The 23,319-nt window shown below is 57.1% G+C and carries 19 protein-coding genes; 11 read left to right on the top strand and 8 right to left on the bottom strand.

The features are described 5' to 3' along the window. Nucleotides 1-47: 47 nt before the first annotated feature. Complete coding sequence (locus tag I5L79_RS16735; RefSeq protein ID WP_231403164.1) at nucleotides 48-2,132, top strand: NACHT domain-containing protein; 2,085 nt, start codon at nucleotides 48-50, stop codon at nucleotides 2,130-2,132. A 100-nt stretch (nucleotides 2,133-2,232) separates the two neighbouring features. Here the strand turns inward: I5L79_RS16735 and I5L79_RS16730 are convergent, their stop codons facing one another. Then, the gene (locus tag I5L79_RS16730) at nucleotides 2,233-2,409 is read right to left on the bottom strand and encodes a hypothetical protein (RefSeq protein ID WP_196956218.1); all 177 of its coding nucleotides are present in this window, start codon (nucleotides 2,407-2,409) and stop codon (nucleotides 2,233-2,235) included. Nucleotides 2,410-2,507: 98 nt separating this feature from the next. Then, nucleotides 2,508-2,975 carry a hypothetical protein gene (locus I5L79_RS16725; RefSeq protein ID WP_231403163.1) on the bottom strand — a complete coding sequence of 156 codons (468 nt, stop codon included), beginning with the start codon at nucleotides 2,973-2,975 and terminating at the stop codon, nucleotides 2,508-2,510. 129 nt (nucleotides 2,976-3,104) lie between these two features. Between I5L79_RS16725 and I5L79_RS16720 the strand changes: the two genes are divergently transcribed. Further along, the gene (locus I5L79_RS16720; RefSeq protein WP_231403162.1) at nucleotides 3,105-3,533 is read left to right on the top strand and encodes an energy transducer TonB; all 429 of its coding nucleotides are present in this window, start codon (nucleotides 3,105-3,107) and stop codon (nucleotides 3,531-3,533) included. A 190-nt stretch (nucleotides 3,534-3,723) separates the two neighbouring features. After that, a complete protein-coding gene (locus I5L79_RS16715) occupies nucleotides 3,724-4,470 on the top strand; it encodes an energy transducer TonB (protein ID WP_196956215.1) in 747 nt (248 codons plus the stop codon). 57 nt (nucleotides 4,471-4,527) lie between these two features. Here I5L79_RS16715 and mfd read toward each other — a convergent pair whose 3' ends face one another. Then, a complete protein-coding gene (gene mfd / locus I5L79_RS16710) occupies nucleotides 4,528-8,058 on the bottom strand; it encodes a transcription-repair coupling factor (RefSeq protein WP_196956214.1) in 3,531 nt (1,176 codons plus the stop codon). 208 nt (nucleotides 8,059-8,266) lie between these two features. On the opposite strand from mfd, the gene I5L79_RS16705 reads away from it, so the two are divergent. From I5L79_RS16705 to I5L79_RS16695, 3 genes are all read left to right on the top strand, one after another. Beyond that, nucleotides 8,267-8,467, top strand: a complete 201-nt coding sequence (locus I5L79_RS16705; protein WP_196956213.1) for a hypothetical protein — start codon at nucleotides 8,267-8,269, stop codon at nucleotides 8,465-8,467. Between the two features lie 49 nt (nucleotides 8,468-8,516). Further along, complete coding sequence (locus I5L79_RS16700) at nucleotides 8,517-9,257, top strand: metal-dependent hydrolase (protein WP_196956212.1); 741 nt, start codon at nucleotides 8,517-8,519, stop codon at nucleotides 9,255-9,257. Nucleotides 9,258-9,697: 440 nt separating this feature from the next. Further along, complete coding sequence (locus I5L79_RS16695) at nucleotides 9,698-10,699, top strand: NYN domain-containing protein (protein ID WP_196956211.1); 1,002 nt, start codon at nucleotides 9,698-9,700, stop codon at nucleotides 10,697-10,699. Between the two features lie 87 nt (nucleotides 10,700-10,786). On the opposite strand, the gene I5L79_RS16690 is transcribed toward I5L79_RS16695, so the two are convergent. Next, entirely contained in the window at nucleotides 10,787-11,251 is a 465-nt protein-coding gene (locus I5L79_RS16690; protein ID WP_196956210.1) for a PaaI family thioesterase, read from the bottom strand. A 68-nt stretch (nucleotides 11,252-11,319) separates the two neighbouring features. Between I5L79_RS16690 and I5L79_RS16685 the strand changes: the two genes are divergently transcribed. Beyond that, nucleotides 11,320-11,625 carry a DUF962 domain-containing protein gene (locus I5L79_RS16685; protein WP_196956209.1) on the top strand — a complete coding sequence of 102 codons (306 nt, stop codon included), beginning with the start codon at nucleotides 11,320-11,322 and terminating at the stop codon, nucleotides 11,623-11,625. Here the strand turns inward: I5L79_RS16685 and I5L79_RS16680 are convergent. Beyond that, entirely contained in the window at nucleotides 11,622-12,059 is a 438-nt protein-coding gene (locus tag I5L79_RS16680; RefSeq protein WP_196956208.1) for a GNAT family N-acetyltransferase, read from the bottom strand. The genes I5L79_RS16685 and I5L79_RS16680 overlap by 4 nt on opposite strands. Nucleotides 12,060-12,184: 125 nt before the next feature. On the opposite strand from I5L79_RS16680, the gene I5L79_RS16675 reads away from it, so the two are divergent. Together I5L79_RS16675 and I5L79_RS16670 are read left to right on the top strand one after the other, a co-directional pair. Beyond that, nucleotides 12,185-12,676: a YajQ family cyclic di-GMP-binding protein gene (locus I5L79_RS16675; RefSeq protein ID WP_196956207.1), complete on the top strand. Its 492-nt coding sequence runs from the start codon at nucleotides 12,185-12,187 to the stop codon at nucleotides 12,674-12,676. A 100-nt stretch (nucleotides 12,677-12,776) separates the two neighbouring features. Further along, nucleotides 12,777-13,544, top strand: coding sequence for a TerC family protein (locus tag I5L79_RS16670; RefSeq protein WP_196956206.1), 768 nt, complete (start codon nucleotides 12,777-12,779; stop codon nucleotides 13,542-13,544). A 56-nt stretch (nucleotides 13,545-13,600) separates the two neighbouring features. Here the strand turns inward: I5L79_RS16670 and I5L79_RS16665 are convergent, their stop codons facing one another. Beyond that, the gene (locus tag I5L79_RS16665) at nucleotides 13,601-14,389 is read right to left on the bottom strand and encodes a J domain-containing protein (RefSeq protein WP_196956205.1); all 789 of its coding nucleotides are present in this window, start codon (nucleotides 14,387-14,389) and stop codon (nucleotides 13,601-13,603) included. A 66-nt stretch (nucleotides 14,390-14,455) separates the two neighbouring features. Further along, nucleotides 14,456-17,050: a M36 family metallopeptidase gene (locus I5L79_RS16660; protein ID WP_196956204.1), complete on the bottom strand. Its 2,595-nt coding sequence runs from the start codon at nucleotides 17,048-17,050 to the stop codon at nucleotides 14,456-14,458. 195 nt (nucleotides 17,051-17,245) lie between these two features. On the opposite strand from I5L79_RS16660, the gene I5L79_RS16655 reads away from it, so the two are divergent. Then, nucleotides 17,246-19,732: a T9SS type A sorting domain-containing protein gene (locus I5L79_RS16655; protein WP_196956203.1), complete on the top strand. Its 2,487-nt coding sequence runs from the start codon at nucleotides 17,246-17,248 to the stop codon at nucleotides 19,730-19,732. Nucleotides 19,733-19,803: 71 nt separating this feature from the next. On the opposite strand, the gene I5L79_RS16650 is transcribed toward I5L79_RS16655, so the two are convergent. Continuing rightward, nucleotides 19,804-20,349, bottom strand: a complete 546-nt coding sequence (locus I5L79_RS16650) for an RNA methyltransferase (protein ID WP_196956202.1) — start codon at nucleotides 20,347-20,349, stop codon at nucleotides 19,804-19,806. 224 nt (nucleotides 20,350-20,573) lie between these two features. Between I5L79_RS16650 and mutS the strand changes: the two genes are divergently transcribed. After that, a complete protein-coding gene (gene mutS / locus I5L79_RS16645; protein ID WP_231403171.1) occupies nucleotides 20,574-23,279 on the top strand; it encodes a DNA mismatch repair protein MutS in 2,706 nt (901 codons plus the stop codon). The last annotated feature ends 40 nt before the right edge of the window (nucleotides 23,280-23,319 follow it).

Genomic DNA, 23,319 nt, shown 5'->3' with positions numbered 1-23,319 from the left:
CATAATCCATCACCACAATTGGCACGAACTGGAAGCATCCGTTAGCTATGATACAGATAGGCCAAGTAGAAGTAATACAAATGAAGTTATTGCTATCTTCCAGCCACTTAAATGGAAGTCATATGGACCTTGATACCGCAAAGAACCTGGCTGTAATGGCCACTCCTCTCACAACACTTGTTGTAAATACGTTTTTAAAGCCAAAGTTTGAATTGCTGGCAGAGAGTCTGGGTAAAAAACAGCGCGTGATTGGGCACGATATACTAAATAAATTTGAAAGCTACCTTGACAGAGCTTATGCAAGTCAATCTTATGTACGGACTGTTGTTTTCCAGAACAATAAGAAGCTTTTAAACGATTTATATATACCGCTAACCATTTCTAATACAACTACAAGTGAGTCTGTAAAAATTGATTCTTATCCAAAGAAACTGCTTCCATCATATGAAAAGGTTTTGCTAGTTGATACTGCTGGCATGGGTAAGTCGACTATAAGTAGATTTCTATTTTTAAAAATAATTGAAGGTAACCACGGGGTTCCAGTGTTTATCGAGCTTAGAAGATTAAGAACTGGTGTCACCATATTAGAGCTGATACAAAACGATATTGATAGCATAAATGAAGCATTTGATAAAAATTTACTTCTGAATTTGATAAATAGAGGAGATTTTATATTTGTATTTGATGGCTTTGATGAAATTCCGATAAAGGATCGAGAATTCGCGACTCAGCATTTGCAGGATTTTATTGCTAAAGTTCCAAACAATAAGTTTTTAATAACATCACGACAAGACTCTGCTCTTAATGCTTTTGCGGATTTTCAACGTTTTATTATTAAGCCACTTAGACAACAAGAAGCTTATGATTTGTTAAAAAAATATGACTTTAATGGAGAGGTTTCTGCGGCATTGATTACTAAGCTCGAAGAGAATAATAGAGATACACTCAAGAGCTTCTTGACTAATCCATTACTGGTTTCTTTGTTGTTTAAGGCCTATGATTTTAAGCCAACACTTCCTTTGCGTGCGGATGTGTTCTATAGACAAGTCTATGAGGCATTATTCGAAAATCATGATTTATCAAAAGGGGGTTCGTTTATCCGCCAGAAAAGTTCTGGTCTTAATATTGACGATTTTGCTAGGGTATTACGAGCACTTGCGATAAAGACAGTAATTTCAGGGAGCGTTCAATATACTTCTGACGAGCTTATTGCTTATGTTAAAGAATCTAAAGAAAGATGTGCTGGTTTAAGTTTTTCTGAATCAGATTTCATTAAAGATTTAATTCAAAATGTGCCATTATTTGTTCAGGATGGATTAGAGTATCGATGGAACCATAAATCTTTTCAAGAATATTTTGCAGCCTTATTTATATCAGTTGATGCGAAGGGTAGCGCGGATAAAATGTTGCAAAAACTAGTAGATAATAAGGAGCAATTGAGATTTATGAATCTATTCGAATTGTATTATGATATTGATCCAGATACATTTCAAAAAGCATTAACTAAAAGACTTATTGAAGATTTTGTTAATTATATGAGTGGTAATTCTTATGAAATTAAGTATCCTTATGTGGATAAAAATGATGTTGCTCTTCGTAAATTAATATGCTTTGGAAGAAGGTATGTTCTGTTTAATACGGCTTCTATATCAAAAATAGCTAATGAAGAAATTGGGAATGATTCTGTTAAGGTTCACCAGGTGATACGAGGGTATTGTCTGGATCATAACCTTCTAAGAGAAAACGAAGTAATAGGAAGTTCTACTCATTATCCATCAGGTAGTGCTTTGGTTGTGATGAGTAGTTATAATATTATTATAATGGAGGTATTAGGAAGGAAAAAACATAAAACTATTTTAGATATGAGGCAGCTTATATATAAGTCAAGGTTGGGGTTTAATACGATACTTTCCCCAAATAGTGTGGCTGGTGGTTTGTTGCCTGTATTGCTTACTGAGGAAATAAATAATTATCTAAATAGTAAAGATAATTTTCAAAAAGTTACACAGTTGTTAATAGAGAATGACAGAGTTAGAATATCAATGGACTTGGATGAGTGTAATAAAGAATTGTTAAAAATTAATCAGTCTATATCAAAAAATAATTTAGATGATTTGTTATTTGGTATTTAAAGCGTGCTTCAAAATTTAAAAAAACATCATGCTGAGCTTATCGAAGCATGATGTTTTAAAGAAGGGTTTACAAAACTCAAACACGCACTAAGATAAAGGCTCAAGCCCTGACACGGCTTGGGCCTTTTCTATTTGGTATCTGCACCCCCACTACTTCCTCACTACCCAGCTCACTGAGAATGCGCTTGGCGGCTTGCACATTCTTCACGTCTTCGATGCTGAGGATGAGCTGTTCCTTGCGCTCCTTTAGGGTGGCCGAGCGGGTGTGGCTTTGCACGTAGGAGAGGATGTTGCCGAAGGTGTCGCCCTGGAAGTAGGGCTCGTTGTTGGTGGCCGGGATGTAACCTTTGGAAGCGCTGGGGAAGCCGAGGGAGCTTATTCGCTGTACACCTGCGCGTCGGTTTTGGCGATGACGCTGCTTTGTCCGCCCCCGTTGGTGGTAAGCCGTTGCAGGTAAAAATAGCAAGTGAGGGGGTGGGACGCCGCGTAGAAGCCGGGCGAGTTCCAGACGCGCTCCACGGGGTAGGAAATGGTGACGGTGCCCTTGCGGTCGGTGACGGTTACAGAGTTGGGATTGATCGATGAGGTGGAATTGGGGTCATTGGTTTTGAAGAGAATGGCCACCTGGTACCCGTATTCGGAGTTTTCGCTATCGGCCAGGGTGTACTTTAGCTGGGCCGTGATGGTGGAGGAAGAAGTGAGCTTGGCACCCGGCTTGGGCGTGATGGAGGCAATGGAGATGCTGTTGACGGGGGGCTGATCGTCTTTTTTGCCGCAGCCGGCAAATCCGGCCAGAACAGCTACCAGCAATAGGACTCGATGGAATTGGGCTACGCAACGCATATCGTAAGGGAAAGAATTAAGGATAGACCTACGGCGCAAGATACCCGGAAAATACCCTACTGCTTCACCCCTTCTATACCTTTAGTGTAGCTTGTATCCTCATAGTTACTCATGCCTATCTACCGGACTTTGCAACTTCTGTTGCCGCTGCTATTGCTTGGGGTTTCCTTGGTCGGCTGCAAACTGCTATCTGCTAAGTCACGCGCAACAGCACTCGATATAAGGTTCACTCCGTTAGCTGGCGAAGCTGCATTGGACAGCAACCCAGTTTACTCGGAAGGGTTGACTGGTCTTTCCCAGTATGTGTGGAAGAATCTGCGCTATCCGCCGCTTTATCTTCGAATGACCATCGATGGCAGCTCGTTGGTTGGCTTCACTATAGACAGTACGGGACAGGTATCGAATCATCGAATCGTAAAGCCATTCTTACCGGCCTGCGATGAAGAAGCCCTACGGGTGATAAAGCTGCTGCCGGGCACTTGGCAACCGGCTCAAAGGGCAGGAAAGGCGGTTGGGACAGAATGCCAGATACCAGTTTCCTTTTCAATTAGGCATTAAGTAAAAGGCCCAAGCCGTGTTAGGGCTTGGGCTTTTCATTTGGTGTCTATGCACCAACTGTTTCCTCGCGGCCCAACTGGCTGAAAATGCTGCTTACAATAGCTCGTGCTGGCTAAGCAGGTGAGGTATTATCTTTAAGCTGCTTTTCTGCTGGTTTCAGTTAGCTCAGGTTTCCTTTATCTCAAATACTATGCACCGGTCTTTGTCTTTTTTAGTGCCATTTCTGTCGTTGGGAATCTCGTTTGCCAGTTTTGGGCAAGACACTGAGAAGGTGACGGTCAGCCAACAGAAACCTCTGGGTCGTGAAGAATACTTTGTGCTGAAAGGCGCGCCTGCAACTAAACAGGGCCCCTATCAGCAATACGGCGGCCGCAAAGGAGCTACGCTGCTAACGAGTGGCTTCTATACGGCCGGGCGAAAGGATAGCCTATGGATAACGTACGCTGAAAACAGTCAAAAGCTTAGCCAGAAGGGGCATTACCGTAACGATGAGAAGGTGGGCGTATGGGACTATTATGGCAGTGACGGTAAGCTTGCCCAACAGTACGACCATAGCAAAGGGAAACTGCTGTTCAGCAAACCCACTATGCTTATGAATGGCCTCGTGTTTTCGGCGGCAGAAGAAGGGGTGAAGCTCGACACGGACCCCGTATATGTTGAACAACTTAACCCTATGGTTAGCTACATAGGGCGGAATATGCGCTATCCGGCCGAGGCCTTGCGCAAAGACGTACAGGGAAAGGTTTGGGTAGCCTTTACCATTGATACCAAAGGAAATACTACCGACTACCGGGTCATTCAGGGCTTAGGCTCTGGCTGTGATGAAGAGGCTCTGCGCGTGGTAAAACTTATTCCCACCAACTGGATTCCGGCCTACGCTGGCGGCAAACCAGTAGCTGCTGATTGCCTGGTGCCGGTGAGCTATGCCATCCGATGAAATGAAAATGCCTGCCCATTATAAGGCAGGCATTTTCAGCTGTTTCTACGAAAGCAATTACACCCCTACCGCTTCCTCACTACCCAGCTCACTGAGGATGCGCTTGGCGGCTTGCACGTTCTTCACGTCTTCGATGCTGAGGATGAGCTGTTCCTTGCGCTCCTTCATGGAGGCCGTGCGGGTGTGGCTTTGCACGTAGGAGAGGATGTTGCCGAAGGTGTCGCCCTGGAAGTAGGGCTCGTTGTTGGTGGCCGGGATGTAGCCTTTGAGCAGGTTCTTCTTGAGGGTGAGCTTCTCGAAACCCACCTGGCAGGCCTGCCAGCGCAGGCGCACGATGTCGGCGAGCTGCTCTACCTCGGCGGGCAGGGGGCCGAAGCGGTCTACCATGCCGGTGAGCACCTTGCGCAGCTCCTCGGGGTTTTTGGCCCGATCGAGCTTGCTGTACAGCTGCAGGCGCTCCGATACGCTGCTCACGTAGTGGTCGGGGATGAGGACTTGCAGGTCGGTTTCGATGTTGCACTCCTTGGGGCGACCGGTGCCGGCGGCTTCCTGGAGGCGCTGGGTGGGGTCGCCGAGGAACAGGTCGCGGAACTCGGTTTCCTTGAGCTCCTGCACGGCTTCGTCGAGAATCTGGTGGTAGGTTTCGAAGCCCAGGTCGTTGATAAAGCCCGACTGCTCGCCGCCCAGCAGGTTGCCCGCGCCCCGGATGTCGAGGTCGCGCATGGCCACGTTGAAGCCCGCGCCCAGGTCGGAGAATTCTTCGAGGGTGCTCAGGCGCTTGCGGGCGTCGGAGGGCAGGCCGGCCACCGGGGGCGTGAGCAGGTAGCAGTAGGCCTTTTTGTTGGAGCGGCCCACGCGGCCCCGCATCTGGTGCAGGTCGGAGAGGCCGTGCATGTGGGCGCGGTTGATGAGGATGGTGTTGGCGTTGGCAATGTCGAGGCCCGACTCGATGAGGGTGGTGCTCACCAGCACGTCGTAGTCGCCGTCCACGAACTTCATCATGCGCTTTTCCAGCAGGTCGCCGTCCATCTGGCCGTGCACGTAGGTCACGCGGGCATCGGGCACGAGGCGCAGGATCATGCTGGCCTGCTCCTCGATGTCTTTGATGCGGTTGTGCACGAAGAACACCTGCCCGCCGCGCTTGATTTCGCGGGCAATGGCGTCGCGGATCAATAGCTCGTCGAACACGTGCAGCTCGGTTTGCACGGGCTGGCGGTTGGGCGGGGGCGTGGCAATCACGCTCAGGTCGCGGGCGCCCATGAGGGAGAAGTGCAGGGTGCGCGGAATGGGCGTGGCCGAGAGGGTGAGCGTGTCTACGTTCACCTTGATTTCCTTGAGCTTGTCTTTGGTTTTTACCCCGAACTTCTGCTCCTCGTCAATCACCAGGAGGCCCAGGTCCTTGAACTGCACGTCCTTGTTGGTGAGGCGGTGGGTGCCGATGAGGATGTCGGTTTTGCCGTCGGCCACCCGGCCCAGAGTTTCCTTGATTTGCTTGGTGGTTTTGAAGCGGTTGACGTACTCCACCGTGACGGGCAGGTTGCCGAGCCGCTCGCGGAAGGTTTTGTAGTGCTGCATGGCCAGGATAGTGGTGGGCACCAGCATGGCTACCTGCTTGCCATCGGCCACGGCCTTGAAGGCAGCCCGGATGGCTACCTCGGTTTTGCCGAAGCCCACGTCGCCGCACACGAGGCGGTCCATGGGGTGGGGCACCTCCATGTCGCGCTTCACGTCCTCGGTGGCCTTGGCCTGGTCGGGGGTGTCCTCGTAGATAAAGCTCGATTCCAGCTCGGCCTGCATAAAAGAGTCCTGGGCGAAGGCGTGGCCGGGCGCGGTTTTGCGCTTGGCGTAGAGCCGGATGAGCTCGGCCGCAATATCCTTGACCTTTTTCTTGACGCTCTTCTTCTTGTTTTCCCACTCCGGGGAGCCCAGCTTGCTCATGGAGGGTGGGGTGCCCTCGGCCCCGGAGTACTTGGCAATCTTGTGCAGGGCGTGGATGCTCACGGTCAGCACGTCGTCGTCGCGGTACACCAGCCGGATGGCTTCCTGCAGCCGGTCGTTGATTTCGACCTGGGTGAGGCCGGCAAAGCGGGCAATGCCGTAGTCCTGATGCACCACGTAGTCGCCGGGCACGAGGGTGCGCAGCTCCTTGAGGGTAAGGGCCTTTTTCTTGGAGAACTTGCGGGTTTCCTGGGCCCGGTAGTAGCGCTCAAACAGCTGGTGGTCGGTGTACACGACCAGCTTCAGCGTCTCGTCGATGAACCCTTCGCGGAGGCCCAGCAGCAGGTGCTGAAACTGCACGTTGTTGTCCAGCTCGTCGAAGATGGTGCGGAGGCGGTCGGCCTGCCGCACCTGCTCGGCGGCAATGATGTTGGTGTAGCCCTTCTTCTGGTTGTCGTGCAGGTTCTTCACGATGCGGTTGAAGTCCTTGCCGAAGCTGGGCTGGGGCTTGGCGCTGAACTGGAACTCCTCGGCTCCGGTCTTGTAGTGAAACCGCTTGCCGAACTCCACTACCGTAAACCCGTCGAGCAGCTTCTTCAGCGACTTGCCCGTTTCAAACAGGTCGTCGGGCTTGCTCACTACCTGGGTGCCGCCCGAAGCCGCCAGCAGCTCCTTAAAGCCGTGCTCGGCCTTGTCGAAGTACTCGTCTACCACGTCCAGGGTCTGGCGCACGTCCTTGGCCCACACGGTGGTGTTGGGCGGGATGAAGTCGAGGAAGGCTTCCCGCGTTTCCTGCAGCAGCTTGGTTTGCACGTTGGGGATGATGCTCACCTGCTGGCGCTTTTCCACCGACAGCTGGCTTTCGGGGTCGAAGGTGCGAATGGTTTCTACCTCGTCGCCGAACAGCTCGATGCGGTAGGGCAGCTCGTTGGCGTAGGAGAAAATGTCCACAATGCCCCCGCGCACGGCAAACTGGCCGGCCTCGTACACAAAGTCGCTCCGCTCGAAGTCGTATTCGGCCAGCATCTCACTCACGAAGTTCACGTCGAGCTTGTCGCCCACCTTTACCAGAAAGGTGTTGGCCACCAGGCTTTTCTTGTTGATAACCTTCTCGAACAAAGCCTCCGGGTAGGTGACAATAAGCGCCCCGGCCGTGTCCTTTATGTTGATCTTCTTGCCCTTCTGGCTTTTTTCTGCGCCTTCGGGTAGGGCGTCGTCGGCATCCTCCGAGGCCTGCTCGGCGCTGGTTTTGGGTCCGCGGTGGCTATTGAGCTTGTTGAGCACCTCGGCTCGCATCAGCACGTTGGCGTTTTCCGTCTCGTCGAAGGAGTAGGGGCGCTTGTAGGAGGTGGGGAACAGGAGGGGCTCCTCGTTGGGCACTAGGTGTTGCAGGTCGGCCAGGAAGTAGGCGGCCTCGTCCCGGTCGTGGAGGATGAACAGGTGGTGCTGATCGGGAAACTCCTGGTGCAGGGCCGCGGCCAGCACGGCATCCTGGGAGCCGATGAGGCCGCGCAGGTGCAGGCGCACGGGCGCATCAGCGGCCCTTTCGGCAGCCCGCAGGGTGTTGCGGGTGGCGGGGTTCAGGCGGGCGCCCACCGTGAGGGTAGTGGGGTCGAGGGCGTATAACTTCAGAAAATCGGAGACCTTCAAAGCACAAAAAGCTAGCGGAGACGGAAATAACAGAAGCCCGGCCGGGCGGAAAGCCGGTCGGGCACTGGGCAGCAACAATACCGCCGGCAAGCTCCGAAAGTTTCCGCGAAGCCCAAGGGTGGCGCATATGGTGGAGCTTATTCCTAAATTCCTATATTAGGTGCCACATAGCCTGCTCTGCTTACCTACCCCTTAATTCCCACACTCCATGGACCCCACCCGTAACCCGGCCGAGGACCCCGAATTCGACATCAACGCCTGGGAAATGCGCCAGCAGACCCGCCACGCCTGGCTGGCTATCTACCAGCGGCGCTGCCTGGCCGCCGTGCAAAAGCCCCGGCCCTACACCCGCGGCACGGCCACGCCCTGGGCGGCCTGCGCCCTGCGTGGCGCGGCGGCGCAACCATAGCCGGCTGAGGTGTACCTTCGTGGTTTCCCTGGTTGCTTAGGTATTCCTCGTGCGCGGATCTTCTCATTTGGCCATTGGCCTTATAACCGGCGTGGCCATTGCGGGTCTGGTGCCGGGCGTGCCATTTTCCCCGGCCGGTATTGCCCTGGCGGGCTTTTCGTCCCTGGCCCCCGACCTCGACCATCCCGGCTCCCGGCTCAGCAAACGGCTGGGCTTTGCCCAGAACTACGTGCGCTGGGCGTTTGTGCTGGCGGCGGCGGCGCTGGCGGCGTACACGCACTTTCTGCTGCCGCCCGGCCCCGACCGGCGCATGGGCTTCACGGCGGCGCTGGCGTTTGGGCTTATCGGAGCCGCCATGCAGGGCGACGCCACGCGCAAGCTGGCGCTGCTCTTCACCGGGCTGTGCACGGTGGTGGCGGGCCTCTACACCGAGTACGTGTGGCTGAGCATGCTGGGCTGCTTTGTGGCGGTGGCGCCCTATACCTCGCACCGCACCTGGACGCACACCATCTGGGCGGCTGCGCTCTGGACGTACATCGGGCACCTGGCCAATCAAAGCCTGGGCTGGCACGGCGTGGCACTGTTTGCGGGCGGCGGCTACCTTTCGCACCTGCTGGCCGACACGCTCACCAAGGCCGGCGTGAAATACTTTATGCCGCTCTGGGACGTTAGCCTTAAAATTCCGCTGATCCGAACGGGCTCCAAAAGCGGCAATTTTCTGGAAGTAGCCATTTGCGGGGGGTACGGGCTGTTGGTGCTGGGTCTGGTAATCGGGAAAATGGGCTTTTAACCAAAATACTGTTGCAGGCCTTGCTGCCATGAAGCCTACCTTTGTGTGGGCGCCAGGTGCAACTGGCTGGGTAGCTGTGTTGTCTTTGTTGGGGGTGTGGAGTGTGGGCCCGGTTGAATTCAGCGGCCGGATAAAACTTGGATTATTTACTTTTGCTTGTCGCCATAAAATTTCAAGCACAACAATAACTGGCTGCTCCGATACGGCCTGCCGGAGTAGTGAAATAGGATTATACAGGAAAAGGTGTTTTTGTAATCATTCATATAATCAGTTAGTTACCATATTAAATTTATATTATGTATTTTATGCTTCCTTCGTACCTTTGACCGCCTCCTGCCTCTTCGGGAGGTACCGAACTACCGCCCTTTTGCTCTCCAACCCTTTCTCACACACCTGTTTGTTGATCATTTTCCGCTCACTCTAACCCGCGTTCCTTGTTTATGAATCAGATGAATAGCCCACTGATCCGGATAGGCGTCTTCTACGACGGCAATTATTTCCTGAAGATCAGTGATTACTACTACTTCCAACACGACCGGAAAGCCCGTATCAGCCTGGAAGGGCTGCATGAGTTTATCCGCCATCAGGTTGCCGAAGACGAAGATACCGACGTGCGCCTCTGTCAGATTACGGATGCACACTTCTTCCGGGGGCGCCTGAGCGCCACGGAGGCCCGCGACAAGGACCGCCTGTTCCATGACCGGCTCCTGGATGACATCCTGATGAACCTGGGTGTTACCACGCACTACATGGCCCTGAAAACCCGCGACGGTCGTCTGCAGGAAAAAGGGATTGACGTATGGCTGTCGCTGGAAGCCCTGGAACTGGCCCTGCACAAGAGCTTCGACGTGATTGTGCTCATTGCCGGCGACTCGGACTACCTGCCCCTGGTAAAAAAGCTCAACACCGTGGGTACCCGCGTGATGCTGCTGAGCTGGGACTTCAAGTACACCGACTTCAAAGGTGAAAACCGCGTAACGCGCCCCTCGCAGCAGCTGCTCGACCACGCTACCTACCCCGTGCTCATGCACGAGGTAATTGACGAGCGTCTGGCCAAAAATGACCCGCTGATCGAGGACATGTTCGTGAGCACGCCCGAGCCGGCACCCTACACGCCCACCAAGCCGGTGCGCCCCACGGGCCCCACGGCCGCTGGCCCGGTAGGTACGGTAGGCATCAGCACCATCAAAAACCTGAAGAACGGCTTCGGGTTCGTGGTGATGCCGCCCAACAACCTGTTCTTCAGCTATGCCGATATGGCGGAAGGTGACTTCAACGACCTGCAAGAAGGCGACTGGGTGGAGTTTACGGTAGGCCGCAACCACCGCGACGAAGACTGTGCCCGCAACGTGCGCAAAGTGGAAGCCCCACAGTTTGACGACGAAGAAGAAGAGAATTCTTCCGAAGAAGAAACGCACGAGTCGGCTGATTCGCGCTACTAAATTTCCGCTCCCTTCTCTGTAGTTCGGCCCTGAAAAAACGCCGGCTGCCTGTTTACCAGGCAAGCCGGCGTTTTTTTATTGAGTGATTCACTCACTGGGAAAAAGCAGATCGTGGAAGTCGCGCTTGGTGGCGGGGTAGCGGTTGAAGGTGCCCAGCCCGCGGGCAACCACCACCTCCCGGGTGGCGCAGAAGATGTCGCCATCGGCTACTACCAGGCTTTTGCCGCTGTGCACGACGTGGGCGCGGCCCACCAGCTGGTCGTGCAGCCGCACAGGTTGCAGGTAATTGATTTTGAACTCGACGGTAGAAACCAGCTCGCCTTCCGTGAAGGCCAGGGACAGGGCCGCCGCGCCCAGAGCGGCATCCATCAGGCCGGCCAGCACGCCGCCGTGGCAGGTGCCGGGCGAAGACAGATGCTCGGGCAGCACGGTCATGGTATATTCCACCTGGCCGGGGCTGAGCAGGTGCAGGCTCATGCCGTTGGTGCGGCCGTACTGGTTCATTTGGTTGTAGATGGCCACCAGCGTGGCCACGTCGGGCAGGGATTCCATGTAGGGCAGAGGCAAGAAGATTGGACTTTGACCGAAAAGTTAGGCTTCTTTGGGTAAAGACTTCTGCCATGTCCGCCCTGCCCCTCACCTTCGCCGAGTTTTATCCGCGCTATCTGCGTGACCACCAGCAGCGGGGCACCCGCGTTCTGCACTTCGTGGGTACGTCGCTGTTTCTGGTGGGTGCCGTGGCGGCGCTGGTGCTGCTAAAGCCAGTCCTGTTGCTGTGGGGCGTGGTAGCAGCCTACGGGCTGGCCTGGGTCGGACACTTTTTTGTGGAGCACAACCGGCCTGCCACCTTCCAGCACCCGTGGTTTTCCCTGCGCGGCGACTTCAAGCTGTACTTCGACCTGTGGCGCGGGCGGGAGCGGTTCTAAAGCTCCTTGCGCATGAGAAAGTGCGGTACGCTGCCGAACAGCGTGTGCGAAGGCGCCACTACCGCGTAGCCCGCCCGCTCATAGAACGGCACCGCCGCCGCCCGGGCGTGCAGCACACATTCCGCCAGGCCCCGCTGCCGGCCTTCTTTCTCCAGATACGTCAGCACTGCCCCGCCCACACCCTTTCCCTGCCAGGCCGGGTGCACCGCCATAAAGCGCACCTGGGCCTGCGTAGCCGTAGCGGCGTGCAGCCGGCCCACGCCAATGACCGCGCCGTCATCGGCCAGCGCCACGGCGTGCACGGTGCCGGGCGCATCGTCGTCGGGGGCGCGCTCCGAGCCGGGAGGCTGCTGCCAGGGCTGGCGCAGCACCTCGTAGCGAAGCTGGTAGTAGGCCGCCCATTCTGCCGGGAGCTGGGGCGTAGTAACGCGCATAGGGGTAGTTCACGTTGAAGACAGGAAAGCGCACCGGGCGCCAAAAGTGGCCGTGCGTGCGGTCAAACTCCTACCTTTGGCGCTTCCCTGTCGCAAGATATTCTTTCCTTTCTCTGCTTCTGCCCATGGCCTCCTTCGATATCGTCAGCAAAGTTGATCCGCAAACCCTGGAAAATGCCGTGAACACGGCCAAAAAGGAACTCCAGACCCGCTACGACCTGCGCGACACGAAAGGCGGCATCGAGCTGGATAAAAAGGCCAACACCATTCTGCTTTCCTCCGAAAACTCCATGCGTATTCAGGCCCTGGAGCACATTCTGCTCACGCGCGTTGTGAAGCAAGGCATTGATGGAACCGTGCTCGACTTTTCGGAAGAGGAGCTACCCAGCGGCGCCCTGGTGAAGAAAACCGTGAAAGTGCGCGCCGGCGTCGACAAGGAAGTGGGGCGTAAAATCATCAAGGCCATCAAGGATGCCAAGGTGAAGGTGGAAGCGCAGATGCAGGACGACCAGGTGCGCGTCACGGCCAAGAAAATCGACGATCTGCAGGCAGCTATTGCCGCCGTCCGCCGCGCCGAGGTAGGCCAGCCCCTGCAGTTTGTGAATATGAAGTCGTGATGAGCTGACAGGCGACACCCAAGCGAAGTAACCGTGCTTGCCTATCGTTCCGCCTCTTTCCATTCATCACCTGGTTCCTGTCATCTCATCTTTTCCATACATGTTCGACCTTTCTGTTTTTTCCGAAACGCAAACCTGGGTGAGCCTGCTGACGCTCACGTTCATGGAAATCGTGCTCGGCATCGACAACATCATCTTCATTTCCATCATTGTCAACCGCCTCGACCCGTCCCAGCAAAAGCGCGGACGTACCATCGGGCTGGTGCTGGCGCTGGTTATCCGCATCCTGCTGCTGATGAGTATTTCCTGGATTGTGGGGCTGAAGGCGCCGCTGTTCCACCTGGATGTGCCGTGGGCCGACCACGACTTTGGCGTGACGGGCCGGGATATTATCCTGCTGATCGGGGGGCTGTTCCTGATTGGCAAAAGCACCACCGAAATCCACACCAAGCTGCAGGGCGAGGAAGAAACCGAGGCTGGTGGCACCGTCTACAAGTCGATGGGCGGCATCATCGTGCAGATTGTGCTCATCGACATCGTGTTCAGCTTTGACTCTATCCTGACGGCCGTTGGGCTGGTTGATAACGTGCTGATCATGATTCTGGCTGTTATCCTCTCGATGGGGGTAATGCTAATTTTCTCGGGCGTCGTGGCCGATTTCGTAAACCGCAACCCCACCATCAAAATGCTGGCTCTCTCATTCCTGATTATGATTGGGGTGATGCTGGTGATGGAAGCCTTCCACAAGGAAATCGAGAAAGGCTATATCTACTTCGCCATGTTCTTCTCCCTGATAGTGGAAGTGCTGAACATGCGCCTGCGCAAAAAGGCTGACCCTGTGCAGCTCCGCGACTCCCGCTTCGATTAGCAGCTAATAAACTCAGCAAAAGAAAAGGCCCGCAACAACGTGTTGCGGGCCTTTTCTTATAGGTGTTTGAGTAGCATCAGCACCACAAGCAGCGCCACCATCGAAGCAATAATAGCCAGGTTCACACGCGCCATCGGGCTGTGGACGGCCCAGCCGGCAGCGGCCAGAAGTACCAGCAGGCCGCTGAAAAAAACCAGAACACTGGGTCCATTGCGTACCGGCAGGGGCGTGCCGTCGGGCAGCCGCGCCGCAAATACGAAACGGCAAAGCGGCGAAATCCGCAGCTGCAGGTATGCAGTGGTGAGGGGAATGTCGGTCGGGGTGATGAAGTGCCCATGGGAGGTGCCCACCAAGTGGCTGTCCGGCTCGACAGACTCCTGGGCTGTGCGGTCGTCGAGCGAGAGGAAGGCTGCCTGCACGTCTCTACGGAGCAGAAAGTAATCGGCCAGGATAAGGACCGGCAGCAGCAGCAGTATCTGGCACCAGCGCCGGGCACGACCGGCATAGGCACCGTAGTCGAATGCCTGACGAACACGGATTCTAGTCCGGCGCCCAAATGCTACCGGGGGCGGGGCCCGCTGTGCCCGAGGATCGGGGGAGGCAGGTGGGGGCGCTGCTGCAGCTGTTGGCTGGCGGGCCCGCTGCAACGCCAGATCATAGCGCTGCCGACGGATAGGGTCCGAAAGCGTTTCGTAGGCTTCATTGACGGCCAGATAGCGCTGATGGGCGGCGGGGTCCGGGGTGCGGTCGGGGTGGGTAAGCTGCACCAGCCGCAGGTAGGCCCGCCGGATTTCAGTTGCCGACGCCTGCTCCCCAACCTCTAGTACGGTGTAATGCGTTGTCATGCGGAGCCATAGAAAAACCCGCCCAACAGTCAGTCAGGCGGGTTTTTGAAAAGAGTAATGAACAGGTTAGTGGCGCACCATCACCTTTTTGGTGAGCGTGCCCTGCGGCGTGGTGACGCGCACCATATATACGCCATTGGCCAGCTGGCTCAGGTCGAGGGTAGTGCCGGCCTGCGCCTGGGCCGCCGAAACGGAAACAGTGCGCAGCAGGGACCCTACCACCGACAGCACTTCTACCTGCACCGGGGCGGCACTAAGGCCAAACGTCCGGACCGTGAGCACGTCATTGGCCGGGTTCGGATACACTTCCACCGAGGCGGCACTCAGGGTAGCCTTGGTGGCCAGCGCGGCTGGCACGGCAAAGCCTGCCTTGTTGTCTTTCACCGATTTGCTGCTTCCCTGTACAGCATCGGTACCCATGCCGCGGCGGGCAAACACGCGCCATATCAGGTCCTCGTTGGCTGATTTATACAGGGCTTTGTCGGCGGCCAGAATAGCGTCGCGGCCATCGAGGAAGCCAGGGCTGCAGGGTTGCAGCTTCAGCGCTTCCATCACCAGTTGCATGGCTTTGTTGTTGCCGCCGGTGCCCCGGTATACGTCGGCATCGTAGCCGTAGCGCTCAATCATGGCCCAGTTCAGGTCCCACAGAACGGTGGCCCACACCTCGCCGATGTCGTGCGTCTCATCATACGGGTTGCCGATAATGGCGTAGGTATAATCGTTGACGGTGATGTCGGTGGTGTAGAGCTTGAGGCGAATCCCCTCGCCATCGGTAGCTTCCCCCACCGCGTAAGTTCCTACGCTCCGCGGGGTAGTGGCCTTGTCGCCAGGCCGGGTGGTAAGCCACAGGGCAACAAAGTCGCTCCAGCCCTCGCCCATGTTCTCATCATTTTCCAGGCAGCCAGCGGTAGACGGGCCACCGGTAAGCCGGGTGGTGATGCCGTGGGTGTACTCATGAGAAACAATCACGTTGTCGAAAGACCCATCTCGGTCAACGTACTTTTTGGGCGGGCTGAGCAGCTCTACCGTAACAGTTTCACCGGCTTTCAGGCGCGCCTTCAGTAGCTCGCCGGCGGCCAGCGTGATGTTCAGGCTGGGAATGTCGAATTGCTCATCTCCGCTCATGGTGATGAGCTCATTCGCTACGTTATTGATAACGATAACGGCAATGGCGCCGGCAGTCTGAGCCGTCCGCACCTTTTCGATGAACTCACAGTCGCCGCGGTCCAGCAGAGCAATGTTGCCTTTCACGGCGCTGGCATTGGTAAGTATACCACTGCAGGCCAGCGTGGGCGTGGCGCTGCCATCGTTTACCAATACTACTTTGCCCGTTAAGGGCGTGGTAGGCGGCAGGGCCGGACCAATAGCGCTGGTAGCAGCCGGGTACGTATCGGCAATGGAAGCCGGGCTGGTCACCTTCATCGTCGTCGGGTTGGGAGCCGGCCACATGAACATGTGCATCTGCGGGGAGGTGCCATCTACGCTGGGCACGAAATAGGCATTGTAAACATCCTCCGGATCCTGTGCTATTGCCCGGATGGCATCGTTGCTTCGGCCTTTGCCCGTGTAGTTTTTGATTTGAAAGTTGCCGCTTTCCTCCCGGAACCCATAGTGGTAGAAAACATCGTGCATGATGTTATTCATGTAAAACAGATTCACCACGGCCGCATCACGATTATCGGCGAGTGACTTCTGCATGTCGTAAGCCGGGTTGAATGCCAGACTGGTGCCACCACTGAAATAGGCCGGGCGGCTATTGGCATCGAGCACGTATGCCTGGGCATTATTACCCCGCGTGGTAGTAAACTCCGCTCCGGCGGTGCCATTGGTATCGTGCCAGCCGTAGGGTGAGGCCTGCACATCCGCCGGGTTGCGCACGGTGGTGCGTCCTCCAAACGACGGGCCTTCGGTGGGAATAGCAAATACGGTGTAGCTGGCATTATCGGCGCTGGGGCGGCTGCTCTGCGTCGGGGGTGGAGTAGCCAGCTGATCTACCGCGGAGGGAGCGGGGGGCAGCAGCTTCTCGTGCTTGTTCCGGTCGTGTTGCTGTACAACGCGGCCGGTTGTCGCATCCACCAGCATGTGCCACTGCTGCTTGCTGCGCGGCGGGTGCAGGGTTACTTCCCAGAGTAGGTGTACCTGGTTGTCGTCGCCGAGCGAGTACATCAGGGTTACGGGAATGTCTTCCTTGGACAAGGCTTCGTCCCGGAGCGTAAGGCGGGCCGAGCGGCTTTGAGCGGTGGAAACTACCTTCAGAGCCGCAGGGGTAAGGTGCAGCTTTTGAGCTGCCGCCAGCGTGGCTTCTATTCCCGAAAGGCTGGCTGTGGCTGCCGGAGCCTTGTGCGCCAGGTCGGCCACGAAGCGGCCGGTGCGGGTTAGCAGGTTGCCCTGGGCATCGAAATGCAGACCCATTTCCGTGCCCAGCACCGGCAGGCCCTGGTGCTGCTGGCGCAGGTACACGTGGGTCAGGCCGGTGGCTTCGTCTATATAGGCATCCGTCACGGCCGGGTCCTGTACGTCGGCGGGCTGTAGGCCGAGCTGAGTGTAGTGCGCGGTGAGGTACTGCTGGGCTTTGGCGGCCGGCGCTTGGGCGTACAGCGCTGCGGGGGTTGCCAGGCCCAGAAGCGTGGCTGCGCAAAGGCTGGTAAAAAGTGTTTTCACGGGAACGAATGAAAGTTGGCAACAGGTTAGAAAATAAATATACAAGGTTAATTTTAGAGGGACGCGCTTACTAATTGCTTGGCCGAGCGGGCTCAGGAACTGTACCTTGTAGAAAAATGCGGTTTTTTGCGGCGGCTTCACTTGTTGGGGATGCTTCTAAGGCATCCAGGGACGCTACACACTTTGGAAATTTCAATGAAAACACTCTTACTTCTTGCTGGCCTGTCTGCGGCCAGCGTCTATAGCAGCAATGCCCAGGACCTAAAGCCAGCTTCTGTCCCCGCGCGCCGCACTGTTTGCTATGCCTCCCGGCAAAACACGTTCACCCGGGTAGCACCGCCCGAGCAGTTCCTGCGGGTCCGGGCCCTGAAAGGCCGTGGTATTGACGCTGCCAACGTCACCGTCACTTACACGGGGTTCACTCCCGCCGCCAAGGAGGCTTTTCAGTATGCAGTAGATATTTGGGCTTCGCTGCTGAAAAGTGAGGTGCCGATACACATCAATGCCAACTGGACGCCGCTGGCCGAGGGGGTGTTGGGCTCAGCAGGGCCGTCTACTTATTACCGCAATGTGGATGGAGTGCTGCAAAGCAATGTGTGGTACCCGGTGGCCCTGGCCGAGAAGCTGTCCGGCGAACAACTCAATGCCCCCAGCGAGGCGGATATAGAAGCCCGCTTCAGCAGCACGTTCAACTGGTATCTGGGTACCGATGGCAAAACGCCGGCCGGCCAGTATGATCTGGTAACGGTGGTGCTGCACGAGCTGGGTCACGGCTTGGGCTTTGTAGATGCCATGGATGTGCAGGAAGGGGAGGGCAGCCATGGCTACAGCTCGTTGCCCGTGGTATATGATACGTTTGTGGAAAATGCGGCCGAGCAGCGCCTGGTGGATAAAACCATCTTCCCGAACCCTTCGGAGGCTCTAGCGCAGCAGATTACCAGCAAGGAGCTGTTTTTCGATAGCCCCCTGGCCCGCGCCGTCAATGGCAACAACCGGCCTAAACTGTATGCTCCGGCTACGTTTGAGGCCGGCTCCAGCGTAGCTCACCTGGATGAGAACCTATACCCGGCCAGTAATGTAAATTCCCTGATGTCGCCTCAGATTGGCGCCGCCGAAGCTATTCACAGCCCCGGGCCGCTGGTGCTGAAGATGTTTGATGAAATGGGGTGGTTTGCCACTACTATCCATCATACTCCTTTACGCGACACGGAAACCGCGCAGGACTTCGTTGTGAAAGCCATCATCAAGAGCGACGGCACCGTGCAGGCCGGTTCTGCTAAGCTGGTGTACTCCATCAATGGCGGCACCAACGCCACAGTAAGCCTAACTGCCAACGGCAACGCCAACGAGTACTCCGCCACCATTCCAAACCCTGGCCTGGGTGCCACGGTGCGCTACGCCTTATCCGTGGCCGACCAGGAAACAGGCCGCACGTACCTGGCCCCGGGCAAAGCAGCCCCCGGCGTGGAGGGCGAGCCGCGCTACGAGTTCCGGGTAGGCCCCGATAAAACGGTGCCCGAAGTAGCCCATGAAGCGCCGTCTTTTCTATTCGAGTCGGAGTTGCCGTATCAAATAGTAGCGCTTGCCGATGACAACATCGGCATCAGCAAAGTGGAAGTTGAGTATAGTGTGAATGGCGTAGCCCGCCCGGCTATTACACTCGCCAAAACCGATGAATTCACCTACACCGGCCTGCTAGGTGCGGCGGGGGATATCAAAGCCGGAGATATAGTCACTTACCGTATCGTGGCCGAAGATGTGGCCGCCGCCCGCAATACCACCAGCACGCCTACCTACACCCTTTCAATCGTGAAGCTGAAGGAAGCCCAGGTGTCGTACAGCAACCAGCTGGATAGCAACTCGCCCCTGGATTTTGTGGGCAATGGTTTTTCCATAACCCAGCCCGATGGGTTTAGCAGCCCGGCCATTCACTCCCTGCACCCTTACCCCGACGGCGCTGGACCCAACAGCGAAAGCAACTTCATTTATCAACTGCTGGTGCCCATCAAGGTTCGCGAAGCAAAGGCCGAAGCCACGGTAAGATTTGATGAGATAGTGCTGGTGGAACCCGGGGCAACCGGCTCCGTTTTCGGCTCTCCCGACTTCTTTGACTACGTGGTAGTAGAAGGCAGTGAAAATGGCACCACGTGGGTGCCGCTGGCTAACGGTTACGATTCCCGGGCCAGTGCCGTCTGGCGCACGGCCTACAATAGTAGCATAAGCGGCGACAACTCTACTGCCGTGGGTACCCCCACGCTGTTTCGGTCCCGGTTATTGAATCTGCGCAACCAGTTTGCCGGCGGCGACGTGGTGCAGCTGCGCTTTCGCCTCTTCGCCGATGCTGGTGCCCACGGCTGGGGCTGGGCCATTGACAACCTACGCATTCAGGATGCCGTGACCGGCGTAGCCGACGAGCTCCAGGCAACTGGGGGCTTCAGTGTATTCCCCAACCCCACTTCCGGCCGGTTCACGGTGCAGGCTCGCCTGGCCAAAGCCACCCCGGGCCTGCAGGTAGTGGTGCGCAACGTACTGGGCCAGGAAGTGCTACGCAAGGCCGTGCGCGAAACGCCCGGACAGCTCCACGAAACCATCGACCTGGGCGGCCTCGCTAACGGCCTGTACTTGGTAAGCCTGGGCACGGGCGCCGATGTGCTGACCAAGCGCGTGATGGTGCAGAAGTAACCCATCAGGCTGTTTACTACAAAGGGCCGCTTCCAGAAGGAGGCGGCCCTTTGTATGTAGGCAAGGTTGGGCTACGCCTCGTTCAGGGCCCAGCCCATCTTGCTGATGAAGTCCCACAGCACCACGCCGGCCGCCACGCTCACATTCAGGCTGTGCTTGGTGCCGAACTGCGGAATCTCCACCGCCGCGTCGCAAAAAGCCAGCACTTCGTCTTCCACCCCGAATACTTCGTTGCCCATCACCAGGGCATAGGGCCGGCCCGGCTCCACCACAAACACGGGCAGCGGCTGGCTGTTGGTGGTCTGCTCCACGGCTACCAGCGCGTAGCCGGCCGCTTTCAGCTGCTGCAAGGCCTCCAGCGTAGTGGGCGCGTATTCCCACACCACCGAGTCGGTAGAGCCCAGAGCCGTTTTGGTGATTTCGCGGTGCGGCGGGCGGCCTGTGATGCCGCAGAGCCATATTTTTTCGATGGCAAAAGCGTCGGCCGTGCGGAAGGCCGCGCCCACGTTGTGCAGGCTGCGCACGTTGTCGAGCACTAGGGTGAGGGGGAATTTTCGCGTATTTTTGAAGTCTGCCACCGTCAGCCGGTTCAGCTCCTCCATCGAGAGTTTGCGCATGGCCGCAAAGGTAGGAACGCCGGGCCGGGTGGCGGCTGTTTGGCCTGTGCGGCTCCCTTCACCTGTTCTTTTTTTTTCCCCTCCAGGATGACAGGTTAGGGCCGTTACTGCCCCTCATTTCCGTATTTCTGCTTCCAGTGAAAACCAAATCCGCCGACCCCGACAAAAAGCCCGTCCGCACGCACGGCACACTAGGGCCCGCCCCCGTGTCCGATACGCCGCTGATGAAGCAATACTACCAGCTCAAGCAGACGCACCCCGGCGCAGTGCTGTTGTTTCGGGTGGGCGACTTCTACGAAACCTTCGGGGAGGATGCCGTTACGGCTTCGCGCATCCTCGATATCACGCTCACCAAGCGCGGCGCCGGCACCGCCTCCGAAACGCCCCTGGCCGGCTTTCCCCACCACGCCCTCGACAACTACCTGCCCAAGCTGGTGCGTGCCGGCCAGCGCGTGGCCATCTGCGACCAGCTCGAAGACCCTAAACTGGCCAAAGGCCTCGTCAAGCGCGGCATCACGGAGCTTGTCACGCCCGGCGTGAGCCTGCACGACAACGTGCTGGAGCGCAAAAGCAACAACTACCTCTGCGCCGTGCATTTCGGCAAGCAGGAAGCCGGCATAAGCTTTCTGGATATCAGCACCGGCGAGTTTCTGGTGGCCCAGGGCACCATCGACTACCTGGGTAAGCTGCTGCAGAACTTCCAGCCGGCCGAGGTGCTGTTCTGCAAAAAAAGCCGCCGTGAGTTCGAGGAAAACTTCGGCCCCGACTTCTGCCATTTTGCCCTGGATGAGTGGGTGTTCGGCTTCGACTACGGCCACGACCAGCTTACGCGTCACTTCAATACCACGTCGCTCAAGGGCTTCGGCATCGACGGGCTGCGCGAGGGCATCACGGCCGCGGGCTGCATCCTGCACTACCTGGCCGAAACCAAGCACACCGACGTGGGCCATATCGGCAGCATCGGGCGCCTGGAGGAAGACAAGTACGTGTGGCTCGACCGGTTTACGGTGCGCAACCTGGAGCTGGTGCAGGCCCAGCACCCCGGCGGCGTACCTCTCATCGACATTCTCGACCAGACGGTGACGCCGATGGGGGCCCGCCTGCTGCGCAAATGGGTGGTGCTGCCCCTCAAGGAACCCGCTCAGATTCAGCGCCGCCTCGATACGGTGGAAGCCCTGCTGCAGACGCCCGAGCTGCTGGAAAACCTGCTCCAGCACCTGCGCCAGATCGGCGACCTGGAGCGGCTTATTTCCAAGGTGGCCGTGCGCCGCATCAATCCGCGCGAGCTTACGCAGTTGGCCCGCGCCCTCGACGCTATCGGACCTATTCGGGCGGAATTGGCCGCCTCGGGCATCCGGGCCCTGCAGAAGCTGGCCGATCAGCTCAACCCCTGCGCCGCCCTGCGCGACGAAATCCAGGCCAAGATCCGGCCCGATGCCCCCATCCTTACCAACCAGGGCGGCGTGCTCAACGACGGCGTGGACCAGGAGCTGGATGAGCTACGGGCCATGGCGTTTTCGGGCAAGGACTACCTCTTCCAGCTCCAGCAGCGGGCCGTGCAGGAAACCGGCATTTCGTCACTGAAAGTGGCCTACAACAAAGTGTTCGGCTACTACCTGGAAGTGACGAACGCGCACAAAGACAAGGTGCCCGCGTCGTGGATTCGAAAGCAGACCCTGGTGAATGCGGAGCGCTATATCACCGAGGAGCTGAAAACCTACGAGGAAAAGATCCTGCACGCCGAGGAGCGCCTGTTCGTTATCGAGCAGAACATCTACAACGACCTGGTGCTGTTTGCGGCCGAATATGTGGCCCAGATTCAGCAGAACGCCCGCGCCATCGGGGTGGCCGACTGCCTGGCCTCATTCGCGGCCACAGCCCGCCAGCACCGCTACGTGAAGCCGGTAGTGGACGACAGCACCACGCTCGACATCACTGCCGGCCGCCACCCCGTGATTGAGCGCCAGCTGCCCCCCGGCGAGCAGTACATTCCCAACGACATCCGCCTAGACCAGGAAGATCAGCAGATTGTGGTGATAACCGGCCCCAACATGGCTGGCAAATCGGCCCTGCTGCGCCAGACGGCCCTGATTGTGCTCTTGGCCCAGATCGGCTCCTTTGTGCCCGCCGATGCGGCCCACGTGGGCGTCATCGACAAGATTTTTACCCGCGTAGGCGCTTCCGACAATCTGAGCAAGGGCGAAAGCACCTTTATGGTGGAGATGACGGAAACGGCCAGCATCCTCAACAACCTCTCCGACCGCAGCCTGGTACTGATGGACGAGATTGGGCGGGGCACCAGCACCTACGACGGCATCAGCATCGCCTGGGCCATTGTGGAGCACCTGCACAACTCACCCAAGGCCCGCGCTAAAACGCTCTTCGCCACCCACTACCACGAGCTCAACCAGCTGGCCGACGACTGCCCGCGGGTGCGCAACTACAACGTGGCCGTGAAGGAAGCCGATGGCCGCATTCTGTTTTTGCGCAAGCTGCGCGAAGGGGGCTCGGAGCACAGCTTCGGCATCCATGTAGCCCGCATGGCCGGCATGCCTACCTCCGTGGTGTTGCGCGCCAACGAAATCATGCACCACCTGGAGCAGGAGCGCACCTCTACGGGCCTGGATACCGACGAGCCCACGGAGTTCGACGAAGTGCTGGCCGGCCTGGATGATGAGCCCACGGGTAAAGTAGTGCCGCTGAACGGTCACGCGGCCCCAGAGTCTGCCCACCGCGGCCCCAAGGCTCAGCCCGCGGCGGCGGTCCACAATGCTCCGCGCCCGAGCTTGCAGCTCAGCATGTTCGAGCCCGCCGACCCGGCCCTGGAGCGCGTGCGGGAGCTGCTGCAGAAGCTGGATGTGAACACACTCACCCCAATTGAGGCCTTGCTAAAACTCAATGAGCTGAAGCTAGCCACCAGCGGGAAGTAGTTGTCGTCTGGCCGAAAGAAGCCGGTTTCATAGCCGTTTA

This window comes from Hymenobacter guriensis (assembly GCF_015773195.1).
Classification (GTDB): domain Bacteria; phylum Bacteroidota; class Bacteroidia; order Cytophagales; family Hymenobacteraceae; genus Hymenobacter; species Hymenobacter guriensis.
This window is presented reverse-complemented; position numbering and strand designations above follow the sequence as displayed.